This window comes from Nonomuraea composti (assembly GCF_012034275.1).
Taxonomy (GTDB): Bacteria; Actinomycetota; Actinomycetes; order Streptosporangiales; family Streptosporangiaceae; genus Nonomuraea; species Nonomuraea composti.
In genome coordinates this window covers 40,218-61,626 of record NZ_JAATEP010000058.1, presented here as the reverse complement: position 1 = coordinate 61,626, position 21,409 = coordinate 40,218, and the positions used below count along the sequence as shown (strand labels likewise).

General features: G+C 74.0%; 21 protein-coding genes. 12 read left to right on the top strand and 9 right to left on the bottom strand.

Going from position 1 to position 21,409, the window contains the following annotated elements:
* Positions 1–108 precede the first annotated feature (108 nt).
* Entirely contained in the window at positions 109–1,656 is a 1,548-nt protein-coding gene (locus HCN51_RS62735; RefSeq protein WP_168018620.1) for an IclR family transcriptional regulator domain-containing protein, read from the top strand.
* Between the two features lie 20 nt (positions 1,657–1,676).
* Positions 1,677–2,639, top strand: a complete 963-nt coding sequence (locus tag HCN51_RS47800; RefSeq protein ID WP_206068731.1) for an NAD(P)-dependent alcohol dehydrogenase — start codon at positions 1,677–1,679, stop codon at positions 2,637–2,639.
* A gap of 192 nt (positions 2,640–2,831) precedes the next feature.
* On the opposite strand, the gene HCN51_RS47795 is transcribed toward HCN51_RS47800, so the two are convergent.
* Positions 2,832–4,202: an FAD-linked oxidase C-terminal domain-containing protein gene (locus HCN51_RS47795; RefSeq protein WP_168018616.1), complete on the bottom strand. Its 1,371-nt coding sequence runs from the start codon at positions 4,200–4,202 to the stop codon at positions 2,832–2,834.
* Positions 4,203–4,313: 111 nt separating this feature from the next.
* Between HCN51_RS47795 and HCN51_RS47790 the strand changes: the two genes are divergently transcribed.
* The 3 genes from HCN51_RS47790 to HCN51_RS47780 all read left to right on the top strand — a co-directional run bounded on the left by HCN51_RS47790 (position 4,314) and on the right by HCN51_RS47780 (position 8,200).
* Positions 4,314–4,898, top strand: coding sequence for a (2Fe-2S)-binding protein (locus HCN51_RS47790; RefSeq protein WP_206068730.1), 585 nt, complete (start codon positions 4,314–4,316; stop codon positions 4,896–4,898).
* A gap of 3 nt (positions 4,899–4,901) precedes the next feature.
* A complete protein-coding gene (locus HCN51_RS47785) occupies positions 4,902–5,906 on the top strand; it encodes an FAD binding domain-containing protein (RefSeq protein WP_168018606.1) in 1,005 nt (334 codons plus the stop codon).
* A gap of 113 nt (positions 5,907–6,019) precedes the next feature.
* Positions 6,020–8,200, top strand: a complete 2,181-nt coding sequence (locus HCN51_RS47780) for a xanthine dehydrogenase family protein molybdopterin-binding subunit (protein WP_168018604.1) — start codon at positions 6,020–6,022, stop codon at positions 8,198–8,200.
* A 2-nt stretch (positions 8,201–8,202) separates the two neighbouring features.
* Here the strand turns inward: HCN51_RS47780 and HCN51_RS47775 are convergent, their stop codons facing one another.
* From HCN51_RS47775 to HCN51_RS47765, 3 genes are all read right to left on the bottom strand, one after another.
* Positions 8,203–8,889 (bottom strand): phosphatase PAP2 family protein, encoded by a 687-nt coding sequence (locus tag HCN51_RS47775; protein ID WP_168018603.1) that lies wholly within the window; start codon positions 8,887–8,889, stop codon positions 8,203–8,205.
* Positions 8,890–8,900: 11 nt separating this feature from the next.
* Complete coding sequence (locus HCN51_RS47770; RefSeq protein ID WP_168018602.1) at positions 8,901–9,641, bottom strand: phosphatase PAP2 family protein; 741 nt, start codon at positions 9,639–9,641, stop codon at positions 8,901–8,903.
* Between the two features lie 108 nt (positions 9,642–9,749).
* A complete protein-coding gene (locus HCN51_RS47765) occupies positions 9,750–10,481 on the bottom strand; it encodes an FHA domain-containing protein (protein WP_168018601.1) in 732 nt (243 codons plus the stop codon).
* 164 nt (positions 10,482–10,645) lie between these two features.
* Between HCN51_RS47765 and HCN51_RS47760 the strand changes: the two genes are divergently transcribed.
* Together HCN51_RS47760 and HCN51_RS47755 are read left to right on the top strand one after the other, a co-directional pair.
* The gene (locus HCN51_RS47760) at positions 10,646–12,193 is read left to right on the top strand and encodes a serine/threonine-protein kinase (RefSeq protein ID WP_168018600.1); all 1,548 of its coding nucleotides are present in this window, start codon (positions 10,646–10,648) and stop codon (positions 12,191–12,193) included.
* Between the two features lie 96 nt (positions 12,194–12,289).
* On the top strand, positions 12,290–12,631 hold the full coding sequence (locus HCN51_RS47755) for an STAS domain-containing protein (protein WP_168018593.1): 342 nt from the start codon (positions 12,290–12,292) through the stop codon (positions 12,629–12,631).
* Positions 12,632–12,667: 36 nt separating this feature from the next.
* Here HCN51_RS47755 and HCN51_RS47750 read toward each other — a convergent pair whose 3' ends face one another.
* Complete coding sequence (locus HCN51_RS47750) at positions 12,668–13,486, bottom strand: SAM-dependent methyltransferase (RefSeq protein ID WP_346434055.1); 819 nt, start codon at positions 13,484–13,486, stop codon at positions 12,668–12,670.
* Between the two features lie 68 nt (positions 13,487–13,554).
* Entirely contained in the window at positions 13,555–13,962 is a 408-nt protein-coding gene (locus HCN51_RS47745; RefSeq protein WP_168018591.1) for an NUDIX hydrolase, read from the bottom strand.
* Positions 13,963–13,991: 29 nt separating this feature from the next.
* On the opposite strand from HCN51_RS47745, the gene HCN51_RS47740 reads away from it, so the two are divergent.
* The gene (locus tag HCN51_RS47740) at positions 13,992–14,465 is read left to right on the top strand and encodes a MarR family transcriptional regulator (protein WP_168018589.1); all 474 of its coding nucleotides are present in this window, start codon (positions 13,992–13,994) and stop codon (positions 14,463–14,465) included.
* Between the two features lie 7 nt (positions 14,466–14,472).
* On the opposite strand, the gene HCN51_RS47735 is transcribed toward HCN51_RS47740, so the two are convergent.
* A complete protein-coding gene (locus HCN51_RS47735) occupies positions 14,473–15,078 on the bottom strand; it encodes a DJ-1/PfpI family protein (protein ID WP_168018587.1) in 606 nt (201 codons plus the stop codon).
* Complete coding sequence (locus HCN51_RS47730) at positions 15,075–16,052, bottom strand: GlxA family transcriptional regulator (protein WP_080041499.1); 978 nt, start codon at positions 16,050–16,052, stop codon at positions 15,075–15,077. Before HCN51_RS47730 ends, HCN51_RS47735 begins: the two co-directional genes overlap by 4 nt.
* A 130-nt stretch (positions 16,053–16,182) precedes the next feature.
* Here HCN51_RS47730 and HCN51_RS47725 point away from each other — a divergent pair, with 130 nt between their 5' ends.
* Both HCN51_RS47725 and HCN51_RS47720 read left to right on the top strand, forming a co-directional pair.
* Entirely contained in the window at positions 16,183–16,632 is a 450-nt protein-coding gene (locus HCN51_RS47725; RefSeq protein WP_168018585.1) for a hypothetical protein, read from the top strand.
* Positions 16,629–16,907 (top strand): hypothetical protein, encoded by a 279-nt coding sequence (locus HCN51_RS47720; protein ID WP_206068728.1) that lies wholly within the window; start codon positions 16,629–16,631, stop codon positions 16,905–16,907. The genes HCN51_RS47725 and HCN51_RS47720 overlap by 4 nt, the downstream gene beginning before the upstream one ends.
* A gap of 44 nt (positions 16,908–16,951) precedes the next feature.
* Here HCN51_RS47720 and HCN51_RS47715 read toward each other — a convergent pair whose 3' ends face one another.
* Positions 16,952–17,809: an FRG domain-containing protein gene (locus HCN51_RS47715; protein WP_080047085.1), complete on the bottom strand. Its 858-nt coding sequence runs from the start codon at positions 17,807–17,809 to the stop codon at positions 16,952–16,954.
* A 114-nt stretch (positions 17,810–17,923) separates the two neighbouring features.
* Between HCN51_RS47715 and HCN51_RS47710 the strand changes: the two genes are divergently transcribed.
* A complete protein-coding gene (locus HCN51_RS47710; RefSeq protein WP_168018583.1) occupies positions 17,924–18,838 on the top strand; it encodes an alpha/beta hydrolase in 915 nt (304 codons plus the stop codon).
* Positions 18,839–19,021: 183 nt separating this feature from the next.
* A complete protein-coding gene (locus HCN51_RS47705; protein ID WP_168018581.1) occupies positions 19,022–21,328 on the top strand; it encodes an AfsR/SARP family transcriptional regulator in 2,307 nt (768 codons plus the stop codon).
* Positions 21,329–21,409: the final 81 nt, after the last annotated feature.

Sequence of the window (21,409 nt, the reverse complement as noted above, 5' to 3'; positions counted from 1 at the left end):
TTCGCTCTGCGAACTTTAGTTCATTATGATGATGTGCTCCAGTATGTGGAGCGGGGCACGGGCTGTCAAAGGTCCCTGTCGTGCCCGTCTTGCGGTGAGGAGCAGCCCATGGAAGCGGCCGGAACCCTGGAGCGCGGCCTCGCCGTGCTGCGCGCGCTGGCCGCCGACCCCCGCCGGCCCGTGCGGGCGACGGACCTGGTGCGCGCGACCGGCCTGGCCAGGTCCACCGTCGACCGCGTGCTGGCCACGCTCGCGCACCTCGGTTACGTACGGGCGGAGGGCCGCGACGTGCGGCCCGCGCCGCGCCTCATGGAGCTGGGCGAGGCGTACCTCGCGGGCGGCGGCCTGCGTGACGCGCTCGCGCCCCTGGCCGGGCGACTGGCCGACGAGCTCGACGAGTCGGTGTCGCTGGCCGTCCCCGACGGCGACGGGGTGCGCTTCATCATCCAGCGCACCCGCCGGCGCACCATGTCGGTCACCTTCCGGGTCGGCGACCTGCTGCCCGCCTCCCGCTGCGCCGCCGGCCTCGCCCTGCTCGGCCCCGCCGCGCCGTGGGCGGAGGACGATCAGCTCATCGAGCCGGGGCTGATCGCGGTGGCGATGCCCGTACGGGACGGGGCGGGGCGGGCGGTGTGCGCGGTCAGCGTCGTCAGCCACACCAGCCGGCACACGGTGGCCGGGCTGCGCGAGCACTGCCTGGGCGCGCTGCGCAAGACGGTCGCCGAGATGGAGGCGGCGCTGGCCGGCCCCCCGCTGTCCCCTGCGGAGGCGGGGCCCGTGCCGTCCCCTAGGGAGGCCGGACCTCTGCCCTCCCCTGTGGCGGAGGAGATCCTGTCGTCTCCGCCGGGCGCGACCGGTGTCGATCCGTCCCGCGCGGCCAAGCAGGAGCTCGGCATGGGCTTCCTGCAGTCGCTCGCCCGCGGCCTGGCCGTCATGGTCGCGCTCGGCACCGTGCCGGGCGGCCTGACCCTGGCCGACTGCGCCAAGGTCACCGGCCTGCCTCGCGCGACCGTGCGGCGGGCGGTGCAGACCCTGGAACGCCTCGGCTACGCCGGCGCCGCCAGCGGGGGCCGCTTCGTGCTGCTGCCCCGGGTGCTGGAGCTCGGGTATGCCGGCCTGTCCGGGCTGACGATCGGCGAGGTCGTGCAGCCGCACCTGGCCGACCTGGTGGCCCGCGTGCGGGAGTCGGCGTCCGTGGCGGTGCTGTCCGGCGATGACGTGATGTACGTGGCCCGGGTCCAGACGGTCAGCCTGATGAGCATCAACATCACGGTGGGCACCCGGTTCCCCGCGTACGCGACCTCCATGGGCCGGGTGCTGCTGGCCGAGCTGCCCGACGAACGGCTCGCCGCCATCGAGCCCCGCCGCCTGTCGCCCAGGACGGTCACCTCGCCCACGGAGCTGCGCGCCCTGCTGCGCCAGGCCGCCGCCGACGGGTACGCCCTCGTGGACCAGGAGCTGGAGGAAGGCGTGCGGTCCATCGCCGTGCCGATCCGCGACCGCACCGGACGCACCGTGGCGGCCGTCAACGTCGCCACCCACGCCGGCCGCGCCACCAACGACACGCTGCTGCGCGACGTCCTGCCCGAGCTGCGGAAGGCGGCCGCCCGCATGGAAGCCGATCTCGCTCACGTGCACACCGCCACCGACGGGTGATCGGTGGCTAGAATCCGGGCATGAAAGCCGCAGTGCGCGCCAGATACGGCCCGCCGGAAGTGGTGAGCGTTTCAGAGGTCGAAAAGCCGGCCCTCAAAGACGGTGACGTGCTCGTCCGCGTACGCGCGACGACCGTCAACCGCACGGATTGCGCGATGCGCGCCGCCCAGCCATTCATCTGGCGTTTCATGACGGGGCTCGTCAGGCCGCGCATCCCCGTTCTCGGCACCGAATTCGCGGGCGACGTCGAAGCGGTGGGCAGTGGCGTCACCGCTTTCAAGCCGGGCGACAAAGTGTTCGGTTACAACGACGCGCGGTTCGGGGCGCACGCACAATACATGGTGATCCCGGCGAGCGGCACGCTGGCGCCGCTGCCGGAGGGCCTGACGTACGAGGAGGCCGCCCCCGCCACCGAAGGCTCCCACTACGCGCTGGCGCTGATCACGGGCGCCCGGGTGCGTGCCGGCCAGGACGTGCTGGTGTACGGCGCGACCGGCGCCATCGGCTCGGCCGCCGTGCAACTGCTCAAAAGCGTCGGCGCGAACGTCACCGCCGTCTGCGGCCCCGAACACCTCGACCTGGTGCGCCGCCTCGGCGCCGACAAAGCCGTCGACCACACCGCCACCGATTTCACCGCCGACGAGCAGAAGTACGACGTCGTCATCGACGCCGTCGGCAAGAGCACGTTCGGGCGGTGCCGGCGGTTGCTGAAGCCGCGCGGCAGCTTTCTCGCCTCCGACGTCGGGCCCTTATGGCAGAACCTCGTCCTGGCGGCCGTCACCCCGTTGTTCGGAGGGCGGCGGGTACGGTTTCCGTTCCCTCGGCATGACGCGGGAATGGCGCGGCATTTCAAGGAGCTCATCGAGTCCGGCGCGTTCCGGCCGGTCGTCGACCGGCATTACTCCCTCGACCAGATTCTCGACGCCTACCGTTACGTGGAGACGGGGCAGAAAACGGGGAACGTGGTCATCACGGTCCCCTGACCCCGACCATGCCGACCGCCGAGACCTGGGCGGACGGGACCGCGACATCATGTGCGCGGTCTACCGCCGCACCGGCCGCCTGTCAGGATCGGTCCTGCCCTGACGCCGCCCGCCTGCCGGAGGCCGTGGGCCGTCCCGGCAGCGCGCGCCTCACGGGCCCGGTGCCTTCCTGAACGTGCACAAGCTCCCGGGTCAGATGACCTTGCCGGGGTTGAAGATGCCGGCCGGGTCGAGGGCCGACTTGATCGCGCGATGCAGTGCCAGCACGTCCTCGCCCAGCTCGGCCCGCATCCCGCGCTTCTTCAGCAGCCCGACGCCGTGCTCCCCGGTGACGGTGCCGCCGAGCGTGACGGCGTCGTCGAGGATGGACTCGAACGCCTGCTGCGCCCGCTCCCCCGCCTTCTCGTCGCCGGCCGGCACGACGATGAGCGGGTGCAGGTTGCCGTCGCCGGCGTGCGCGATGTTGGCGATGTGCACGCCGTGCGCCTTGGCGTGCGCCTCGATGCGGGCCAGCATCTCGGGTACGAGGCCGCGCGGCACGCACACGTCCTCGGTGAGCACGGGCCCGAGCCGTTCGAGCGCCGGGTAGGCGAGCCGGCGGGCGGCGAACAGCGCCTCGGCCTCCTCCGCGTCGGTGGAGCGGGTGCTGAAGACGGCGCCGGCCGCGTCGAAGCACGCCTGCAGCGCCTCCGCCTCGCTCTCGTCGCCGGTGTCGATGCGGCCGAGCAGCAGGACGTCGCCGAGGTCGGCCAGGCCCATGTTCTTCCAGTCGTCCACGGCCCGCAGGCAGTAGCGGTCCACCAGCTCCAGCGCGGACGGCGTGATGCCCGCCCTGGCCACCGCCGCCACGCCCTCCCCCGCCGCGACCAGGGAGCCGAACGCGCCGACGACGGTCTTCGGCGGGGCGGCCGGCAGCCGGAGCAGCCGTACGGTGATCTCGGTGATCACGCCCAGCGTGCCCTCGGAGCCGACGAACAGGCCGGCCAGGTCGTAGCCGGCCACGCCCTTCCTGGTGCGGCGGCCCAGCGTGACCAGCTCTCCCCTGCCGGTGACGACCTTCATGCCGAGGACGTAGTCGCGGGTGACGCCGTACTTGACGCAGCAGACGCCGCCCGCGTTCGTGGCCGTGTTGCCGCCGATCGTGGACCAGGGCGAGCTGGCCGGGTCGGGCGGATACCACAGGCCGTGCCTGGCTGCGGCGGCCCGGAGCTGGTCGTTGATCACGCCCGGCTGGACGACGGCGAGCTGCTCGGCCGGGTCGATCTCCAGGATGCGATCCATGCCGTCGAGGGCGAGCAGCACGCAGCCGTCCACGGCGTTCGCCCCGCCGGACAGGCCGGTGCCGGCGCCGCGCGGCACGATCGGCACGCCGTGCTCGGCGCAGGCGGCGACGACCGCGCGGACCTGCTCGGCGTCCTGCGGCTTGACCAGCGCGACCGGCGTGCCGGCCGGGGCCCATGCGGCCTGGTCGCGGGCGTAGGCGCCGATGACGTCGGCGTCGAGGACGATGCGGCCGGGTGGCAGGGCGGCGGACAGCGCGTCGATGAAGGGCACGAGCAGCACGGTAACAACCCTCCTGACGTCACGCGGCGTGCGGTGTCCGGGAGCATTCTTGACCGGGCCTTATCCCGTCATATGGGGATAAAAACGGCGCTCGGCACTAGCGTGGCGCGTATGACCTCGGAGGTAGCGACCGAGCTGACGGTCAACGGTGAGGCCGTCCGCCTCGACCTCGACCCGCGGGAGTCGCTGCTCGACGTCCTGCGCGAGCGGCTGGGCCTGACCGGGTCGAAGAAGGGCTGCGACCACGGGCAGTGCGGCGCCTGCACGGTCCATCTGGACGGGCGGCGCGTCGTGTCCTGCCTGCTGCCCGCCGTGCAGGCGAACCACCGGTCCGTACGGACGATCGAGGGCGTCTCCGGAGCCGATGGGGGCCTGCATCCGCTCCAGCAGGCGTTCGTCGACCATGACGCGCTGCAGTGCGGCTACTGCACGCCCGGGCAGGTCATGTCGGGCCTGGCCTGCGTCGCCGAGGGCAACGCCGGGGACGACGACGAGATCCGCGAGCACATGAGCGGGAACCTGTGCCGGTGCGGAGCGTACACGGGCATCCTGGCGGCCATCCGCGCCGCCGCCGGAAGATCCGGCGAGACGGCGGCGAAGCCTGAGGAGATGACCGGCGAGCCCGGAGGGAGGGCCGGGGAGCCTGGCGGGAGGGCCGGGGAGCCTGGCGGTGCGCGCGAGCGGCGGGAGGGCTGAGGGGTGCGGCCGTTCGCGTACGCGGTGCCCGCCACCCTCGACGAGGCCCTGCGCGCCCTTTCCGAGGCGGGCCCCGGCGCGAAGCTGCTGGCCGGCGGCACCACGCTCTACGACCTGATGAAGCTGGACGTCGAGAGCCCGGCCGCCGTCGTGGACATCCGCGCGCTGCCCGAGCTGGCCGGCATCGACACGGCGGGGGCGAGCGAGCTGTCGTTCGGGGCGGGGGCGCCGATGGCGGACGTGGCGGCGGACCCGGTGCTGCGGCGCGACTATCCGGCGCTGGCGGAGTCCCTGGCCAAGGCCGCCTCCCAGCAGTTGCGCAACGTGGCGACCGTCGGTGGGAACCTGTTGCAGCGCACCCGCTGCCCCTACTTCCGCGGCGGCCTCGCCTTCCCGTGCAACAAGCGGCGGCCGGGCAGCGGATGCGCGGCGATCGGCGGCCTCGACCGCGGTCACGCCCTGCTCGGGGGCAGCGACGCGTGCATCGCCACGTACCCGGGTGACTGGGCGGTCGCGCTGATCGCGTTCGACGCGATCCTGGACGTGGCGGGGCCGCGCGGCTCCCGCACGCTCCCCCTCGCGAGTCTGCACGTCGAGCCGGGTGACCGGCCGGACCGGGAGCACACGCTGGCCTGGGACGAGATCGTCACCCGCATCCGCGTGCCGGTCACCGCCGCCGGGCGCGGATCGACGTACCACAAGGTGCGCGACCGGGAGTCGTACGCGTTCGCGCTGGCCTCGGCGGCGGTGGCGGTCACGCTGGGCGCGGGCGGGACGGTCGAGGAGTGCCGCGTGGCCGTGGGCGGCGTGGCCACCCGGCCCTGGCGCTGCCACGAGGCGGAGCGGGAGCTGGTGGGGGCGGTGCTCGACCGGGGCAGCGCGCGGCGGGCCGGGGAGACCGCGTTCGCGGGGGCGCGGCCTGGCAGGCAGAACGCGTTCCGGATCGAGCTGGGCGTCCGCACGGTCGCCGAGGCGCTGCGCATCGCCGGGGAACGGGCCGAGCGATGACCAGCCGTGAAGGCGAGGGGAGCGGCGGACGATGACCAGCCGTAAGGACGAGGGGAGCGGCGGACGATGACCAGCCCCGAGGACACCACGACTCCGATGGGAGCGGCCGGACGATGACGAACGCGGAGATGCCTCGCGTCGGGGCGCGGGAGAAGGTCACCGGGGCGGCCCGGTACGGCGCCGACCACACGCCGCCCGGCGTCGCGTACGCCATGCCGGTCGTCGCGACCGTCGGCAAGGGCCGGATCATCCGCCTCGACACCGCCGCGGCCGAGGCCGTCCCCGGCGTCCTGCTGGTCCTGTCGCACCTCGACGACCTGGGCATCGTCCCGGCGGGCTACATCATGGCCGGCGGCTACGCGTTCCAGAGCCTGCAGCCGCTCCTGGACGACCGGGTCGCGTACCGGGGGCAGCCGGTCGCGCTGGTGGTGGCCGACACGCTGGTGGCCGCGGCGGAGGCGGCGGGGCTGGTGCGGGCGGTGTACGAGGAGGATCCGTTCGCGGTGGAGCTGGACGCGGCCGGCACCGAGACGGTGCTCCAGGAGGAGGCGCTGCCGCTGCCGTTCCTGGCCGACGTGGTCGTGGGCGACGCCGACGGCGCGTACGAGCGCAGCCCGCTGCGCGTGGACGCCGTCTACGAGGCGGGCCCGCAGCACCAGGTGCCGATGGAGCTGATCGGCGGCGTCGTGGAGTGGCGCGGGGACACGCTCGTCGTCCACGAGGGCAGCCAGAGCGTGGGCGCGCTGCGCGGCGGCCTGGCCCGCCAGCTCGGCCTCGACCCGGATCGGGTGGAGGTGATCGCCCCGTACGTGGGCGGCGGGTTCGGGCAGAAGAACTCGTTGCAGCCGCATCTCGCGCCGCTGGCGGTGGCGGCCCGCCGGCTGGGCCGTCCGGTGAAGCTGGTGCTGCCCCGCGCCGACACCTTTCACGCGGCCAGCTTCCGGCCGGTGAGCCGGCACCGCGTGCGGCTGGGCGCGGACCGCTCGGGCCGGCTGCTGGCCGCGATCCACGAGGTGGACCAGCAGGCGTCCCGCCACGACCTGCTGCCGGCCAGCTACACGGAGATCACCTCACGGCTGTACGACATCAGGAACTTCCGCGGCCGCCAGCGCCACGTCCGCACCGACGTGCAGACGCCGGGGTACATGCGCGCGCCGTTCGAGCATCCGGCCGCGTTCGCGCTGGAGTCGGCGGTGGACGAGCTGGCGCACGCGGCCGGCCGCGACCCGGTGGAGCTGCGCCTGGCCAACGACGCGGTGAAGGATCCGGTCACGGGCAAGCCGTTCTCGTCCCGGCATCTGGCGGCGTGCCTGCGGCGGGGCGCGGAGCTGTTCGGCTGGGCCGGCCGCTCGCAGGATCCCTGCTCGATGCGGGCGGCCGACGGGACGCCGGTGGGCTGGGGCGTGGCGGCGGGGGCGTACCCGGCGATGACGGTGCCGGTGCTGGCCCGCGTGCGGGCGGGCGCGGACGGCGGGGTGCTGGTCGAGGCGGGCGGGCACGAGATGGGGCAGGGCATGACGTCCGCGCTGGTCAGCGCGGTGGCGCAGGATCTGGGGATCGGCGCCGGCTCCGTGCGGGCGGTGGTGGGCGACACCCGGGTGGTGCCGCACCACTTGACGGCGGGCGCGTGGGGCACCCACAGCACGCTGCTGGCCGTCCACGCCGCCCTGCGTGAGCTGCGCGAACGCCTGGGCGTGCCGCCGGAGGGCCCTGTGGACGTGGCCGCCGCCGTCGCGGCGACCGGCGAGCGGGAGGTGGTGGCCGAGGCGGTCACCCGGGGGCCGGGCCAGCCGCCCGAGGCGGTCGACCGGATGCGTGCGGGCCTGGTCGCCCCGGACGGCCCCGACTATCCCGATCACGTCGCGTTCAGCTTCATCGCGCATTTCGTGGAGGTACGGGTGGAGCCGGCCGCCCCGCGCGTCCGGGTGTCCCGGGTGGTGAGCGTGGCCGACTGCGGCCGGGTGGCCAGCCCCGTCACCGCGGAGGCCCAGGTGCGCGGCGCGGTCGTGTGGGGCATCGGCGCGGCGCTGAGCGAGCACAGCGAGGTCGATCCCCGCTTCGGCGGCTTCCTCAACGCGGACCTGGCCGACTACGTGATCCCGGTCAACGCCGACGTCGGCGCGATCGAGGTGGACTTCATCGGCGAGCCGGACCTCACGCTCAACCCCATGGGCGTCAAGACGCTCGGCGAGGTGGCCCTGGTGGGCGTCGCCCCGGCCATCGCGAACGCGGTCTTCCACGCCACGGGCCGCCGCCCCCGCCGGCTCCCGATCCGGATCGAGGACCTGCTCTAGCCTCAGAGCCCCGCGCGAACGGCCGGCCGGGACGAGCCGGGCGCCTTTCCCGCGGCCGGGCGGCGCAGGATCGCCCACGCGGCCATCACGACGCAGGCGGTGCCGAGCAGCAGCCCCCACATGACGTCGGTGAGGAAGTGCATGCCCCGGTAGAGCCGGGAGAAGCCGACGATCAGCGGCGCGGCGACGGCGGGCGTCCAGATGGCCACCCGCGCCACCATGCCGCGCACGCGCGAGGCGAGCACGACCGCGACCCCGCAGTAGAACCCGACGGCGGCGCTGACGTGCCCGGAGGGGAAGCTGGAGGTGGGCGGCGCCGGGTCGAGGTGCGGCACGGGCGGGCGGTGCCGGCCGACGGCCTCGGTGGTCGCGAGGAAGACCAGCGACTGGCTCCACACGGCGGCCACGAGGAAGATCGACTCTCGCCACCGGTGCAGCCACAGCCGGAACACGATCGCGGTCACCGCCGTGAGCGCCACGATGTACGGCGTGTCGGACAGGCTGCTGCCGAAGTCGGTCACCGCGTTCCAGAACGGGTCGCGGCCGGCGGCCAGCGCCCGGCTCACCGCCGCCTCCCCGGTGGGCCAGGCCAGGATCGCCTGGCCCGCGCCGTACGTGACCGCCGCCATCAGCAGCATGGGCGATAACAGGGTCAGCCCGTAATACTTCAAGTCCTCTGCTCTGACCATGAAGCACCCCTTCACTCGCGAAGCGCCCGCACCGACTCGGGCTCCACTCCCTCTGCCACCGGCGAGGCGGGCCTGCGGCCCTGGTCCCGCCGCCACGTCTCGAACGCCGCCGCCGTCGCGGCGATCACCGCCACCCCCAGCACGAGCCCCGCGACCACGTCGCTCACCCAGTGCACGCCGAGCGCGATCCTGGTGTAGCCGACCGACAGCGCCAGGAAGGCCGCCACCGCCCAGGCCACGCGCCGGCCCCAGCGGGGCAGCACGGGCAGCAGGAGCAGGACGATCACGCCGGCGCCGAGCGTCGCGTTGACCGTGTGCCCGGACGGGAAGCTGTCGCCCGGGGCCAGCGCCACGGGGTCCGGCAGGTGGGGCCGCGCCCTGGCGACGATCACCTTGACCGCCAGCCCGAGCAGCCCGCCCACGGTCACGGTGGTGACGGCCCAGAGCGCCGCCCGTCTCGCGCCCTTGAGCAGCAGCCAGGCGGCGCAGGCCACGACGGCGATCCGCCACGGCCACGGCCCGAACACGTCCGTCCACACGAGGAGCACCCTGGTCACGGCCGGGTGCTCGAGCGCGTACGCGTGCAGGTCGGCGGCGACTCCCGCGTCCAGGTCGTTGAGCGGCCGCTTGGCGACGACGAGCAGCAGGCTGAAGGGGATGAGGATGAGCCACACGGCGAGACCGGCCAGGGTCAGCCGCGGCCCCAGGCCGCGGGCCCCGAGCCGGCCACGCTGCTTTCCCTCGTTGCGCATCCGCGCTCGGCTACCCCATCAGGACGCGTCCATTCCTGAGCGGGGGCAGGCCCCCGTGGCGACGGCGGCGCACCTGCGTGGACCGGCTCGGGGCGGCTCCGGGAGTGCTCAGCGGCGCGGCACCGGGAGCAGCGCGAGATGGTCGGCGGTGACCAGGTCGAACTTCAGCGCCACCGACACCAGCGCGTGCCGCTGCCAGTCGGCCTTGCCCTCCCCGCTCTGCGGGCTCTTGACGTGCAGCTTCTTCTCGGCCAGGTAACCGATGTGGAAGCCGACGGCGGTGCGGCTGAGCCCGAGGTCGGGCAGGCGTTCGATGATCTCGGGGATCGTGGGGATGCGCGAGGTGGAGGGGTCGCGCAGGCGCGGCTCGCACAGGGCCACCAGGATGCGGAAGTACTTCGCGTTCTGGTCGAGCGGGTAGGCGACCTGCGTGACGGCGCCGCCGTCCGCGTGACCGGGCGGCACATGAACGTGCTGCGGCGCGAACACCAGGAACGAGACCGTCCCGTCCACCGCCGGCAGCGTCACCCGCGAGAACTCGAACGGGATCGGCGCCCCCATCCGCCCCGGCGGCACCTTCACGAACTCGCCGCCGCCCTCCGGGTTCTCCACCACGTACGTCTTGGACGTGCTCAGGTTGGACAGCAGCCAGTAGTCGCCCACCGCGACGATCCGGCCGGCGCGGCGCGAGACGGCGGGGTCGTCCAGCACGAGGTCCACCGGCGAGCCGGGCGTCCCCCGCCCGAAGACCGCCTGCTCCCCCGGCGCGAGCTCCAGCGAGTACGGCCGGTCGTCCGTGGGCGTCGCGGCGAGCTGGATCAGGATCGTGCTGTGGGACATCGGGCGCGACCCTACTCGCGCGCCCGCGCAGGTGTCGAGGTCATGCGGTTCCTCCCCCTATCGGCGCCACTGCCTCGATCGTGCGGGACGACGCCCCGGCCGCGTAACCTGGCAGCTTCCAGGGCGCGTGGACGGATCCAGGGTCATCCACCATCATGAGCTGAATGACGGCTCCCTCCCACGCAGGCCGCTACCGGATCGAGCAGCTCATCGGGGTCGGAGGGTTCGCCTCCGTCTACCTCGCCCGCGACGACGACCTCCGCTCGTGGGTGGCGGTCAAGATCCTCGCCGACAACTGGGCCAGGCAGGCCGACGTGCGCGAGCGGTTCCTCCAGGAGGCGCGGCTGCTGCGCCGGGCCGACTCCCACCTGCTCGTGCAGGTCTTCGACCTCGGCGAGCTCGACGACGGCCGCCCCTACTTCGTCATGACGTACGCCGACCGCGGCACCCTGCTCGACCGGCTGAAAGGCCCGCCCATGAGCGTGGAAGAAGCGCTCGGCCTGGTGGACGAGATCTGCCAGGGCGTCGCCGTGCTGCACAGCATCGGGGTCGTCCACCGCGACCTCAAGCCGTCCAACGTGCTGTTCTGCTCGCGGCCCGAGGGCGGGGAGCGGGTGATGGTGGCCGACCTCGGGATCGCCCGCTCCACCGACCACCTGAGCGGGCTGACGCTGCCGGCCGGCTCGCCCGGCTACCAGGCGCCCGAGCAGCTCCACTTCGACGGGGCGCCGGACGCGCGGGCCGACGTGCACGGGCTGGGGGCGCTGACGTACCACCTGCTCACGGGGCAGGTGCCGGCCAAGCCCGAGCACCGGGTGCCGCCCAGCGCGCTGCGGCCCGAGGTGCCGGAGGCGGTGGACGCGGCGGTGATGCGGGCACTGGACCCGGATCGCGCGCTGCGCTGGCCGGACGCGGCCGCGTACGCCGCCGCCCTGTCCTCCCCTACCCCCGCACCACCTCCACCTGAGGTCGGCGGCCACCCCGAGGACGGCCACCCCGAGGACGACCGGCCCGAGGACGACCGGCCCGAGGACGACCGGCCCGAGGAGGGGCGGGCGGGGGGTGGCAGGCGGCGGGCGCTGCTCGCCGGCGGCGCGGCGGTGGCCGCCGCGGTCGCGGCCGCCGTGACCCTCGTGCTGATCCGCCCTTCCGGCGGCGCTCCCGGAGGCACCGCGCACCCGGCGCCCGTCACCGGCTCCAGCGCCGCGACGAGCCCAGGCCCGGCCCGGAGCGTGACGGAGGGCTCGACCGCGCGCTGGCTGCGCGAAGACTCCGACATCCCCCGCGAGTACCGCACGCTGATCGTGCAGGCCGGCACGTACTGCGAGGAGCCCGGCCTGAGCCCGGCCCTGATCGCGGCGATGCTGAAGGCGGAGTCCGGCTACGACCCCGAGCTGTCCGACGACGTCCGCAACGAGTACGGCATCGCCCGGTGGACCCCCGAGGTGCTGTGGCACTGGCAGCCGGGCGGCCTGCAGAGCCCGAAGCCCGCTCCGCCGTTCGGCCCGGAGCTGTCGATCCTGTCGATGGGCCGCTTCCTGTGCGGGCTGGGCCCGCAGGTCGAGCAGCTGCCCGGCGATCCGGCGCTGAAGCTGGCCGCGCTGTACCGCAGCGGGGTGGCGCCACTACGGCGCGCGAACGGCATCCCGGCGAAGTGGCGCGCGTACACGGAGAAGGTCTCCCGTTACCTGCGCGACTACCGGCCGGCCTGACATCGGCCTCTGACTCGTGGTCGCGAGTATGGCTTCCTGGTTTCATTGCACTGTGCAATGATAAAAGTGCGAACCGTTGCAAAGCGGAGGGGTGGAATGAGAAGCGCTGACCGCACCGGCTTCTCCTGGGTCGTCACGCAGAGTGACGACGCTGCTGTCCTGCGTCCTGCCGGTGATCTGGATCTGGCCTCGAAGGAGGAGTTCCGCCACGGCCTGACCGAGGCGATCTCGTGCCTCAGGCCGCCGTCCGTGGTCGTCGATCTGCAGGACGTCGCCTTCTGCGACTCCTCGGGGCTGAACACGCTGATCTGGGCCGCCAACACCGTCGAGGCGGCCGGCGGCTCGCTGCGGCTGAGCGGGCTCCAGCCCCGCCTGACGCGGCTTCTGCACGTGACGGGCCTGGACAAGCGGTTCTCCCGCACGCCAACAGGGTCGTGACGGTCTCCAGGCACACCGAGAGGGTCGTGACGGCCCCTAGGGCTGCCGGCCCACCGCTCCGATGAGGCTGGGCACGGTGAGGTCCACGGCGACCTGCCGGTCCAGCTCGGACTCGGGCCGCCACGACTTGACGGGCACGAGGCCCGGCTCCAGCAGGGTCAGCCCGTCGAAGTAGGCGGCGATCTGCGGGAGCGAGCGGGCGATCAGGGCGCCCGGCTTGGTCGCCTTGTAGACCTGCTGGCCCGCCCTGACCTTGGGATCGTCGGTGTCGGGCGCGTAGAAGTGGGAGATGAGCAGGTGGCTGCCCGGCGCGAACGGCGCGCGCAGCGTCTTGACGATGTCGCTGGTCAGCTGGTCGCCCGGGACGAAGTGGAGCACCGCCGAGATCAGCAGCCCGACGGGGCGGCCGAAGTCGAGGTGCCCGCTCACGTCGGGGTCGTTCAGGATGGCGGCGGGGTCGGTGATGTCGCCCCGCGCCACGAGCGTGCCGGGGTTGTCAGCCAGCAGGGCGCGGGCGTGCGTCAGGACGATGGGATCGTTGTCGACGTACACCACCCGCGCGTCGGGGACGATCCGCTGCGCGACCTCGTGGACGTTCTCCTGGGTGGGCAGGCCGGCGCCGATGTCGAGGAACTGCCGCACCCCCTGCTCGGCCATGAGCCGCACGGCCTTGCCGATGAAGGCCCGGTTGTCGCGGGCCGTCTCGCGCACCTCGGGAACGATCGAGATGATCTTCTCCGCCGCCGCCCGGTCCGCGGGGAAGTTGTCCTTGCCGCCCAGGTAGTAGTCGTACATGCGGGCCACGCTGGGGATCGTGGGGTCAACACCGGGCACATCCGGCTCAACGGCACTCACGCATCGTCTCCCTGCACTGAGGTGCCGCCAGCCTAGCGATCAGTCTGGTACGGGTGAAGTGTCGGTTTTTACCAGAGTAATCCAGCTTCGTGAAGTGCCTCCAGAACCAGCCCGTCGACGTACGACACCCGGTGCCGGTCCTCGTACCCGAACCACGCCGTCTCCGCGACCTCCATGGACGGCGTCAGCGGCCCGTCGTGGTCGGCGGTGTAGCAGATCATCCGGAACGGCCCGCGCTCCGGATGCCCGGCCGGCACCTCGAACGTCCCGACATGCACCATCGAGCCCGCGTCGATCGCCGTCAGCAGCTCCTCCTCGATCTCCCTGACGAGCGTCTGGCTGTCGGACTCGCCCGGCTCCCGCATCCCGCCCGGGAAGTAGAACACCTCGCGGCCGTGGCTGCGCGTCACCAGCACCCGGTGGTCGCGCACCAGCACCCAGGCCACCTTCTCGCGCACCGCCTCGTCGTTCGCCATGACGCCAGACCCTAGTGGAGACTTGGGGGGTGAGCTCCGAGAACGGCCGTCCCGCCGCCCCCACCACCAGCGCCTCCATCGTGGTGCTCACGCTGGCGCGCCAGGTCGAGGCCGAGCTCGGCGCCGCGCTCGCGCCGCTCGACCTCACGGTGAGCCGGCTCGGGCTGCTCGGGCACATCGCCGCGATGCCGGGGGTGTCGTTCAGCGAGCTCGCCCGCATGTCGGGCATCACCGTGCAGAGCGTGCACGCGGCGGTGAAGTCGCTGGCCGGGGCGGGCCTGGTGCGCGACCACACCGCCCGCGCGGGCTCGGCGTCCGCCATCGAGGTCACGCCCGAGGGGGCGCGCCTGATGGAGCGGGCGCGGGCGGCGGTGGCCGAGGTGGACGAGCGCCTGTTCGGTGAGGCCGCCGACCCGATCAGGCGGCAGGTGGGCGACACGATCCGCGCCGCGTTCTCCGGTCAGGTCCCGTCCCGGGAGGTTCGTCAGCCCGGTACGGCTTAGGGCCCGTTCAGAGCGGCTCGTCGGCCAGGTACGGCGGCGCGGGCTCGTATTGGAGCTGCCTGCGCACCGCCCGGGCGTGCTCGCGCCCGTGGAGCCGCCCGACCAGCCACAGCGCGGCGTCGATCCCGGCCGAGACGCCCTGGCTGGTGAGCAGCTTGCCGTCCACGACGTAGCGGGCGTCGCGCACGACCGTCACCTCTCCCAGCGCCTCCAGCTCCTCCTCGTGCTGCCAGTGCGTGGCCACCCGCCGCCCGCGCGCCGGCCCGGCGGCGTGCAGCACGAACGCGCCGGTGCACACGCTCGCCACCCAGCTCGCCCGCTCCGCCATCTCCGCGACCCAGCCGGTGACGGCGGGGTTGTGCGCCTGGACCTTCCTGGCGCCCCGGCCGCCGGGGACGAGCAGCACGTCCAGGGGCGGATGGTCGTCGAGGCCGTGGTCGGGCAGCACGCGCAGGCCCTTGGCGCAGCGCACGGGGCCGGGGTGGTGCTCGGCGATCAGCACCGCCGTGTCGGCGCCGCCGCGCAGCGCTGCCGACATGGTGAAGACCTCCCAGGGGCCGCCGAAGTCGAGCTCCTCGGCGTCGTCGAAGATGAGCAGTCCGTACGTGGTCACAGGTCGCCTCCCTGGGCGTGGGCGTGGAATCGGTCGCGGTAGTCGGACGGGGCGACGCCGACGCGGCGGTGGAACGTGCGGCGCAGCGTCTCGGCCGTGCCGAAGCCGCAGCGGCGGGCGATGACCTCGACGGGCTCGTCCCCGCCCGCCAGCGCCCGCTGGGCCGCCTCGACGCGGACCCGCTCGACGTACGAGCCGGGCGGGACGCCGAGCTCGGCGGTGAAGCGGCGTTGCAGGTGGCGCGGGCTGAGGCCGGCGTGCGCGGCGAGGTCGTGGATGTCGTGGCGGGCGCCGGGGTCGGCGTGGATGGCCTGCACGGCGGCGCGGATCGGGTCGGTGGAGGGCTGCGCCGACCACAGCGCCACGCTGAACTGCGACTGGTTGCCCGGCCTGCGCAGGAACAGCACCAGGTGGCGGGCCACGTCGAGCGCCACCTCCTGGCCGAGGTCGTCCGCCACGAGGGCCAGGGCGAGGTCCATGCCGGCGGTCACGCCCGCCGACGACCACACGCGGCCGTCCCTGATGAAGATCGGCTCGCTGTCGACGGTGACGGCGGGGTGCTCCCGCGCCAGCCTGTCGGCGCGGGCCCAGTGGGTGGTGACCCGGCGGCCGTCGAGCAGGCCGGCGGCGGCCAGCAGGAACGCCCCCGTGCACACCGACGTCACCCGGCGGGCCGTGGCGCCCGCGGCGGCGATCCAGGCGAGCAGCGCCGGGTCCTGCCTGGCCGTGTAGACGCCGCTGCCGCCGGCCACGACGAGCGTGTCCACGCCGCCGGGCTCCAGGGTGTCGATGCCGTGGCCGGCGTGCACGGGCAGGCCGCTGCCCGCTCGTACGGGGCCGGGGGCGGGCGCCACGATCTCGCACGCGTAGCGGCCCGAACGGCGGCCCGCCTGGTGGAACACCTCGTGCGGGCCGGTCAGGTCGAGGGCCTGGAAACCGTCGTAGACGACGAAGACGATGCGGCGCTGGCTCACCCCTTCACCCTCCTGGGCGCGGCCGGATGGCGTCAACGACCGCTACCCCACACATCGCGCCATACCTTCAGGCAACCTGAAGGATCCGTGCTAATCTTCAGGCCACCTGAAGGTTTGGAGGGAGTACTTCGTGGAGCCTCTGCTGCTGTCCATCCACGTGGTCGCCGGCATCGTGTTCGTGGGCGGCTCGGCGATCGCGACCAGCCTGTTCCCGCGCTACGTGCCGGTGACCGGCGCGGACGGAGCCCAGGAGCGCAGCCAGGCCGTGGCCGCCGCGCTGCACCGCATCACCCGCGGCTACAGCATCGCCGGGCTCATCGTGCCCGCGGCCGGCATCGTCCTGGCCTTCGTGCAGGGACGTACCGGCGAGATCTGGATCACCCTCGCGATGATCCTCACCGCGGCGGCGGGCTTTCTGCTGGCCGTGCAGATCTACCCGCGCCAGCGCGACGCCCTCGCCACCCCCGGCACCCGCGACCGCCTGCGGCCCCTGGCCATGCTCGCCGGGGTCTACAACCTGCTGTGGACCGTGGTCGTCGTCCTGATGATCGTGCGGCCCGGCGCCGTGGAAGGGGCGTGAGCGTCATGCGGGCCCTGCGCGTCGCGGTCGCCGTGGAGACACTCTCGCTGGCGGTCCTGCTGGTCAACCTGGTCACCGTGCACGTCAAGGCGGTCTCGTCGCTCGTCGGGCCCCTGCACGGCGGCGCCTACCTCGCGGTCATCGCCTGCACGGTGCTCGCGCCCGGCAGCGCCGGGACCGGGGCGCGGTGGCGGGCCTGGATCCCGGCCGTCGGCGGCCTGCTCGCCGTCCGCCGCCTCCGCCTGGCCCCGGCCGGCCTCACCGACCGCCCCTGATCTTCGCAAGCCCGCCATGGGCCGGGCCTCAGCGGCCTGGAACCTCACCCGGCCATGCGGCCGTCCTGGCGGTGGCGCTCCTCCTGGCCCGTCATCGACCCGCCGTCGCCGCCCCCGTCCTCGATCGAGCCGGGCGAGTAGTAGCGCCGCAGCCAGTCGGCCAGCCCGTCCAGGCCGGGCAGCAGGACGCGCTCGGTGATGTTCGCCTGGTCGAGCCGCTGCCTGACCTCGGCCTTCACCTTGGCCGGGATCACCCAGGCGCGCGCGAGCCCCGGATGCTCCTCCAGCCACTCCTCAAGCTGGAACGCCGGGTCGGAGAGCAGCGACAGCACCGAGGACTGGTTGATCACCCGCTCGTCCAGCGACGGCGGCTCGAAGAAGGCCAGGAACGGCCGGTCGCCGGTCAGCCCGTCGAAGGAGGGCAGGTCGGCCGCGACCCGGGCGAGCATCTCCGTGGTGAACACCAGCGCGCCCTCCTCGGCCAGCAGCTCGCTCAGCGACGGCGGCAGCAGCTCGTGGGCGCCGGCGCAGTCGATCGCGAGCAGCACGCCGTCGTCCTCGGGCCAGGAGGCGGTGGCGAAGTGCAGGGCGACGAGCGGGGAGAACGTCCAGTCGAGCAGGCGCGTGGGCAGGCCGTGGTGCTGGCCGAGGGCCAGCCAGTCCCAGACCGTCGGCCCCGGGGCCTGCCGGTGCGCATATTTCCGGAAATTTCGTATCAGGTGCGACTCGACGGCCGCATAGTCCCCCCGCAGCCGCGCCAATCCCGACATGTGCGTGTATGTACTGCGCGCCAGCCCCCGGAACACCAGCGTCGAATGCGAGTGCCCGGCCCCGGCGCCGCGGCCCGCCTCTCCCACCGAATCATCCAGCTCCCGCCAGGACGACACCGTAACCTCTTCCATCCTGATCACGTTGCCCCTGGTCAGCCGCTTCACACGAGCCGGTCTCGACAACTTCGGCCACGAAACCTACGTTCGGGGAGACCTACGTCGTTCCCCCGCACGAGGTGACCTCCCATGGCACTGGACCACGCGACGACCGAGTTCCTCAAACGGCTCGCCGAGACGGGCGGCAAGCCCATCCACGAGACGAGCGTGGCGGAGGCCCGCGCCCTCAGCGCCTCCCTGAGCGAGATGTTCGGCAAGGGCCCCGACCTGGCCCGCGTCGAAGAGGTCAGCATCCCGGCCGAGGACGGCGCCGCGTTTCCCGCCCGCGTCCTGACCCCCGACGGCCCGCCGCGCGGCGTCCTGCTCTACTTCCACGGGGGCGGCTGGGTGCTCGGCGACATCGACGAGTTCGACACGCTCGGCAGGGAGCTCGCCGTACGCACCGGCTGCACCGTCGTCCTGCCCGGCTACCGGCTCGCCCCCGAGCACCGCTACCCGGCCGCCGCCCGCGACGCCTACGCCGCGCTGCGCTGGGCCGCCGGCCACCTGCCCGGTCTGCCGATCGTCGTGGCCGGCGACAGCGCGGGCGGCAACCTGTCCGCCGTCGTGGCCCAGCGCGCCAGGGACGAGGACGGCCCCGCCATCGCGCTCCAGGTGCTCGTCTACCCGGTCACCGACTGCGACCTCGACCGCCCCTCCTACCTCGACCCCGAGAACCAGCTCATGCTCACCCGCGACGCCGTCTCCTGGTTCTGGGACCACTACGCGCCTGACCCCGCCCAGCGCGCCAACCCCGACGCCTCACCCCTGCGCGCCGCCGACCTGTCCGGCCTGCCGCCCGCCCTCGTCCTGACGGCCGAGCACGACGTGCTGCGGGACGAGGGCGAGGAGTACGCGCGGCGGCTGCGGGAGGCGGGCGTGCCGGTGGAGCTGCGGCGGTTCGACGGGCAGATGCACGTCTTCTTCACGCTGGTGAACGTGCTGCCCGCCGGCGCCGACGCCCTCGACCTGATCGCGCGGACGGTGGAGCGGCGCCTGGGGTGAGCGGCGCTGTCCGGCGGAGCGACGCCTGGGCCAGCGGTGCTGTCCGGCCGGGGTAAGCCTGATGTCACCCGCCCTTCTCCCTAGGGTGAACCCTGGCCGTCCCCCTGTTGTCGGCCCGGCGCGGCCCGGCCTATCGTTTCGGCCTATCGTTTCGGCGGACCTGCCGTCCCCGGAGGTGCGACGATGCTGCTCGCCAAGGTGGCCGCTCCGATGCCGGAGCTGAGGTGGCCGGCGCAGTTCTCGCTCGACGGGCTCGACGACCGGGCCAGGCTGCACCTCCTCGTTCCCGAGGGGTACCTGGTCGAGGGGCGGCTGGCCGCCGACCTGCTGCGGGCCGGCCGGGGGCTCGGGTGGCTGCGGCCCGACCCGTACGAGCTGGAGCCCGACGACCTGCGGCGCCTGGCGGCGGCGAGCGGGCCCGCCGGCACCGTCGTCATCCAGCAGCCGCTCGCGGACCCCACCCGGCTCGGCGGCCCCGCCCCGGCGCTGGCCGCCAGCGAGGTCGTCCTTTCGCCGTGCGCGGGCGACCGGGGGCTGGCGGTGCGGGCGGAGAGCGCCGTCGCGGCGGCCGGGCACCTCGACTGCCCGCTGCGGCGCGACGTCATCGACCGGCTGGTGGCCGTCACGGGAGGGCGGTCGGCGGTCATCGACTCGGTGCTGCGGGCCGCGTGCCTGCGCGGCGCCGCCCGCCAGGACGTCCTGGCCGAGCGGGTCATGCGCGCCGGCGGCCTGGCCGAGCTCGTCGCCTCCGTCGTGGCGTGGCTGCTCCGGGACGCCGAACCGGCCCGGCTCCAGGCGCTCGGGCTGGCCGCGCGGCTCGGGTACGCCCACGAGGACCTGACGGCGCTGCGGCCCGCGCTGCGCGAGCCCGGCAAGGAGCCGTGGTGGGAGCCGCTCACCGGCGGCTGGTACCGCATGCTCCCGTTCTGGTCCACCGCCATCTGCGCCCTGCGCCCCGCCCGCACCCCCGCCTTCCGGCGGCGGCTGGCGCTGCTGGCGGGCGAGCTGGTGGGGGCGCACGCGGCGCGGGAGGCGGTGGAGCTGTCCCGCCGCGCGAACGACCGCGCCCTCCTGACCGACCTCCTGTCGGAAACGGACGTCAACCTCACCCCACCCGGACCGGAGGGGGTGTCCGCCGGACTGGACGGGCCGCCGGCCGGGGTGGGCGGGATGCCCGCCGGGTTGGAGGGGGCGTGGCGCCGGGCCAGGGCGGCGCTCGTCGTCGGGCGGCTGGGCGAGGCGCTGGAGCACGGCCGGCGGGCCCGCGACCTCACCACCGGACCGGAGTCCGCCGACCGGATCCGGCACGCGCTGCGCCTCATCCGCCGCACGATGCGGGCCCGCTCGGCGCACAAACGCATGATGCTGCTGCTCCAGGCGATGGAAGCCACCACCTGGCCTCACCCGACCGCCTCCCCCACGAGCGTCCCCGCCCCGCCGCACACCACCACCCGGCCCCACCCGACCGCTTCCGGCACGAGCGCCACCGCTCCGGCGCACGCCACCACCTCGCCGCACGCCACCATCCCGCCGAACGGAGGCGCCCGCACCGCCCCTCCGACCCCTGCCGCGCCGCCCGAGCACGTGGCGACGCGGCAGGCGACGCCCCCCGGCCCGGCAGCCGCGCACACTCCGCCGGAGCGGGCCACCACCTCAGGCCCGGAAGGCGCGGGGCGCGGCGTGGCCGGGGCGGCGGCTGGGTTCGGCCAGGAAGGCGGACGGGCCGATGTGGAGGCGTGGTTGCTGGGGACGTTCCGGGTGCGGCTGGGCGGGCGGCCGGTGGAGGAGTGGTCGGGGAAGCTGGGCAGGTCGGTGCTGATGTACCTGCTCCTGTCCCACCCCAAGCCCATCCGCCGCGATGTCGTGATCGACGCGATCTGGCCGGGCGTCCCGGAGGGCGCCGCCCGTAACCGGCTCAACGCGACCATGCACGCCCTGCGTGCCGACCTCCGCAGGGCCGCGCACCCGGACCGTCAGGTGGTGGTCTACGAGCGGGAGACGTACGCCCTGGCGCCCGGCCTGTCGATCTGGCTGGACGTCGAGGAGTTCGCCGGGCGTTGCGCCACGGCGGCCCTGCTCCAGGAGGAGGACGGCAAGCGCGGGGAGGCGATCGCCCGGCACGAGGCGGCGAGGGCGCTGTACGGGGGCGACCTGCTGGAGGACGCCCCGTACCTGGACTGGGTGGTGCCGGAGCGGGAGCGGCTGAGCACGGCGTACGTGGACCTGCTCGATGGCCTGGCCTCGCTCTATCTGGCGGAGGGCGCGTACGCGAAGTGCGTGGACACGTGCCGGCGGGTCCTGGCCAGGGATTCGTGCAGGGAGCAGACCCACCGCCTGCTCATGCGCTGCCACGCCCGCCAGAACCAGCCGCACAAGGCGCTGGCCCAGTACGAGACGTGCCGCAGGGAGCTCGACGCCGTGCTCGGCATGACGCCCAGCCCGGAGACGCACGCCCTGTTCGAGTCGGTACGCCGCCACCTGACCGTCTGAGCCTTGATCGCCGGTAGAGGGCTCATCAGCCTCGTGGCGGCACGCCCGCGCCCATCTTCGGAGGTGCTGACGACGTGCCGG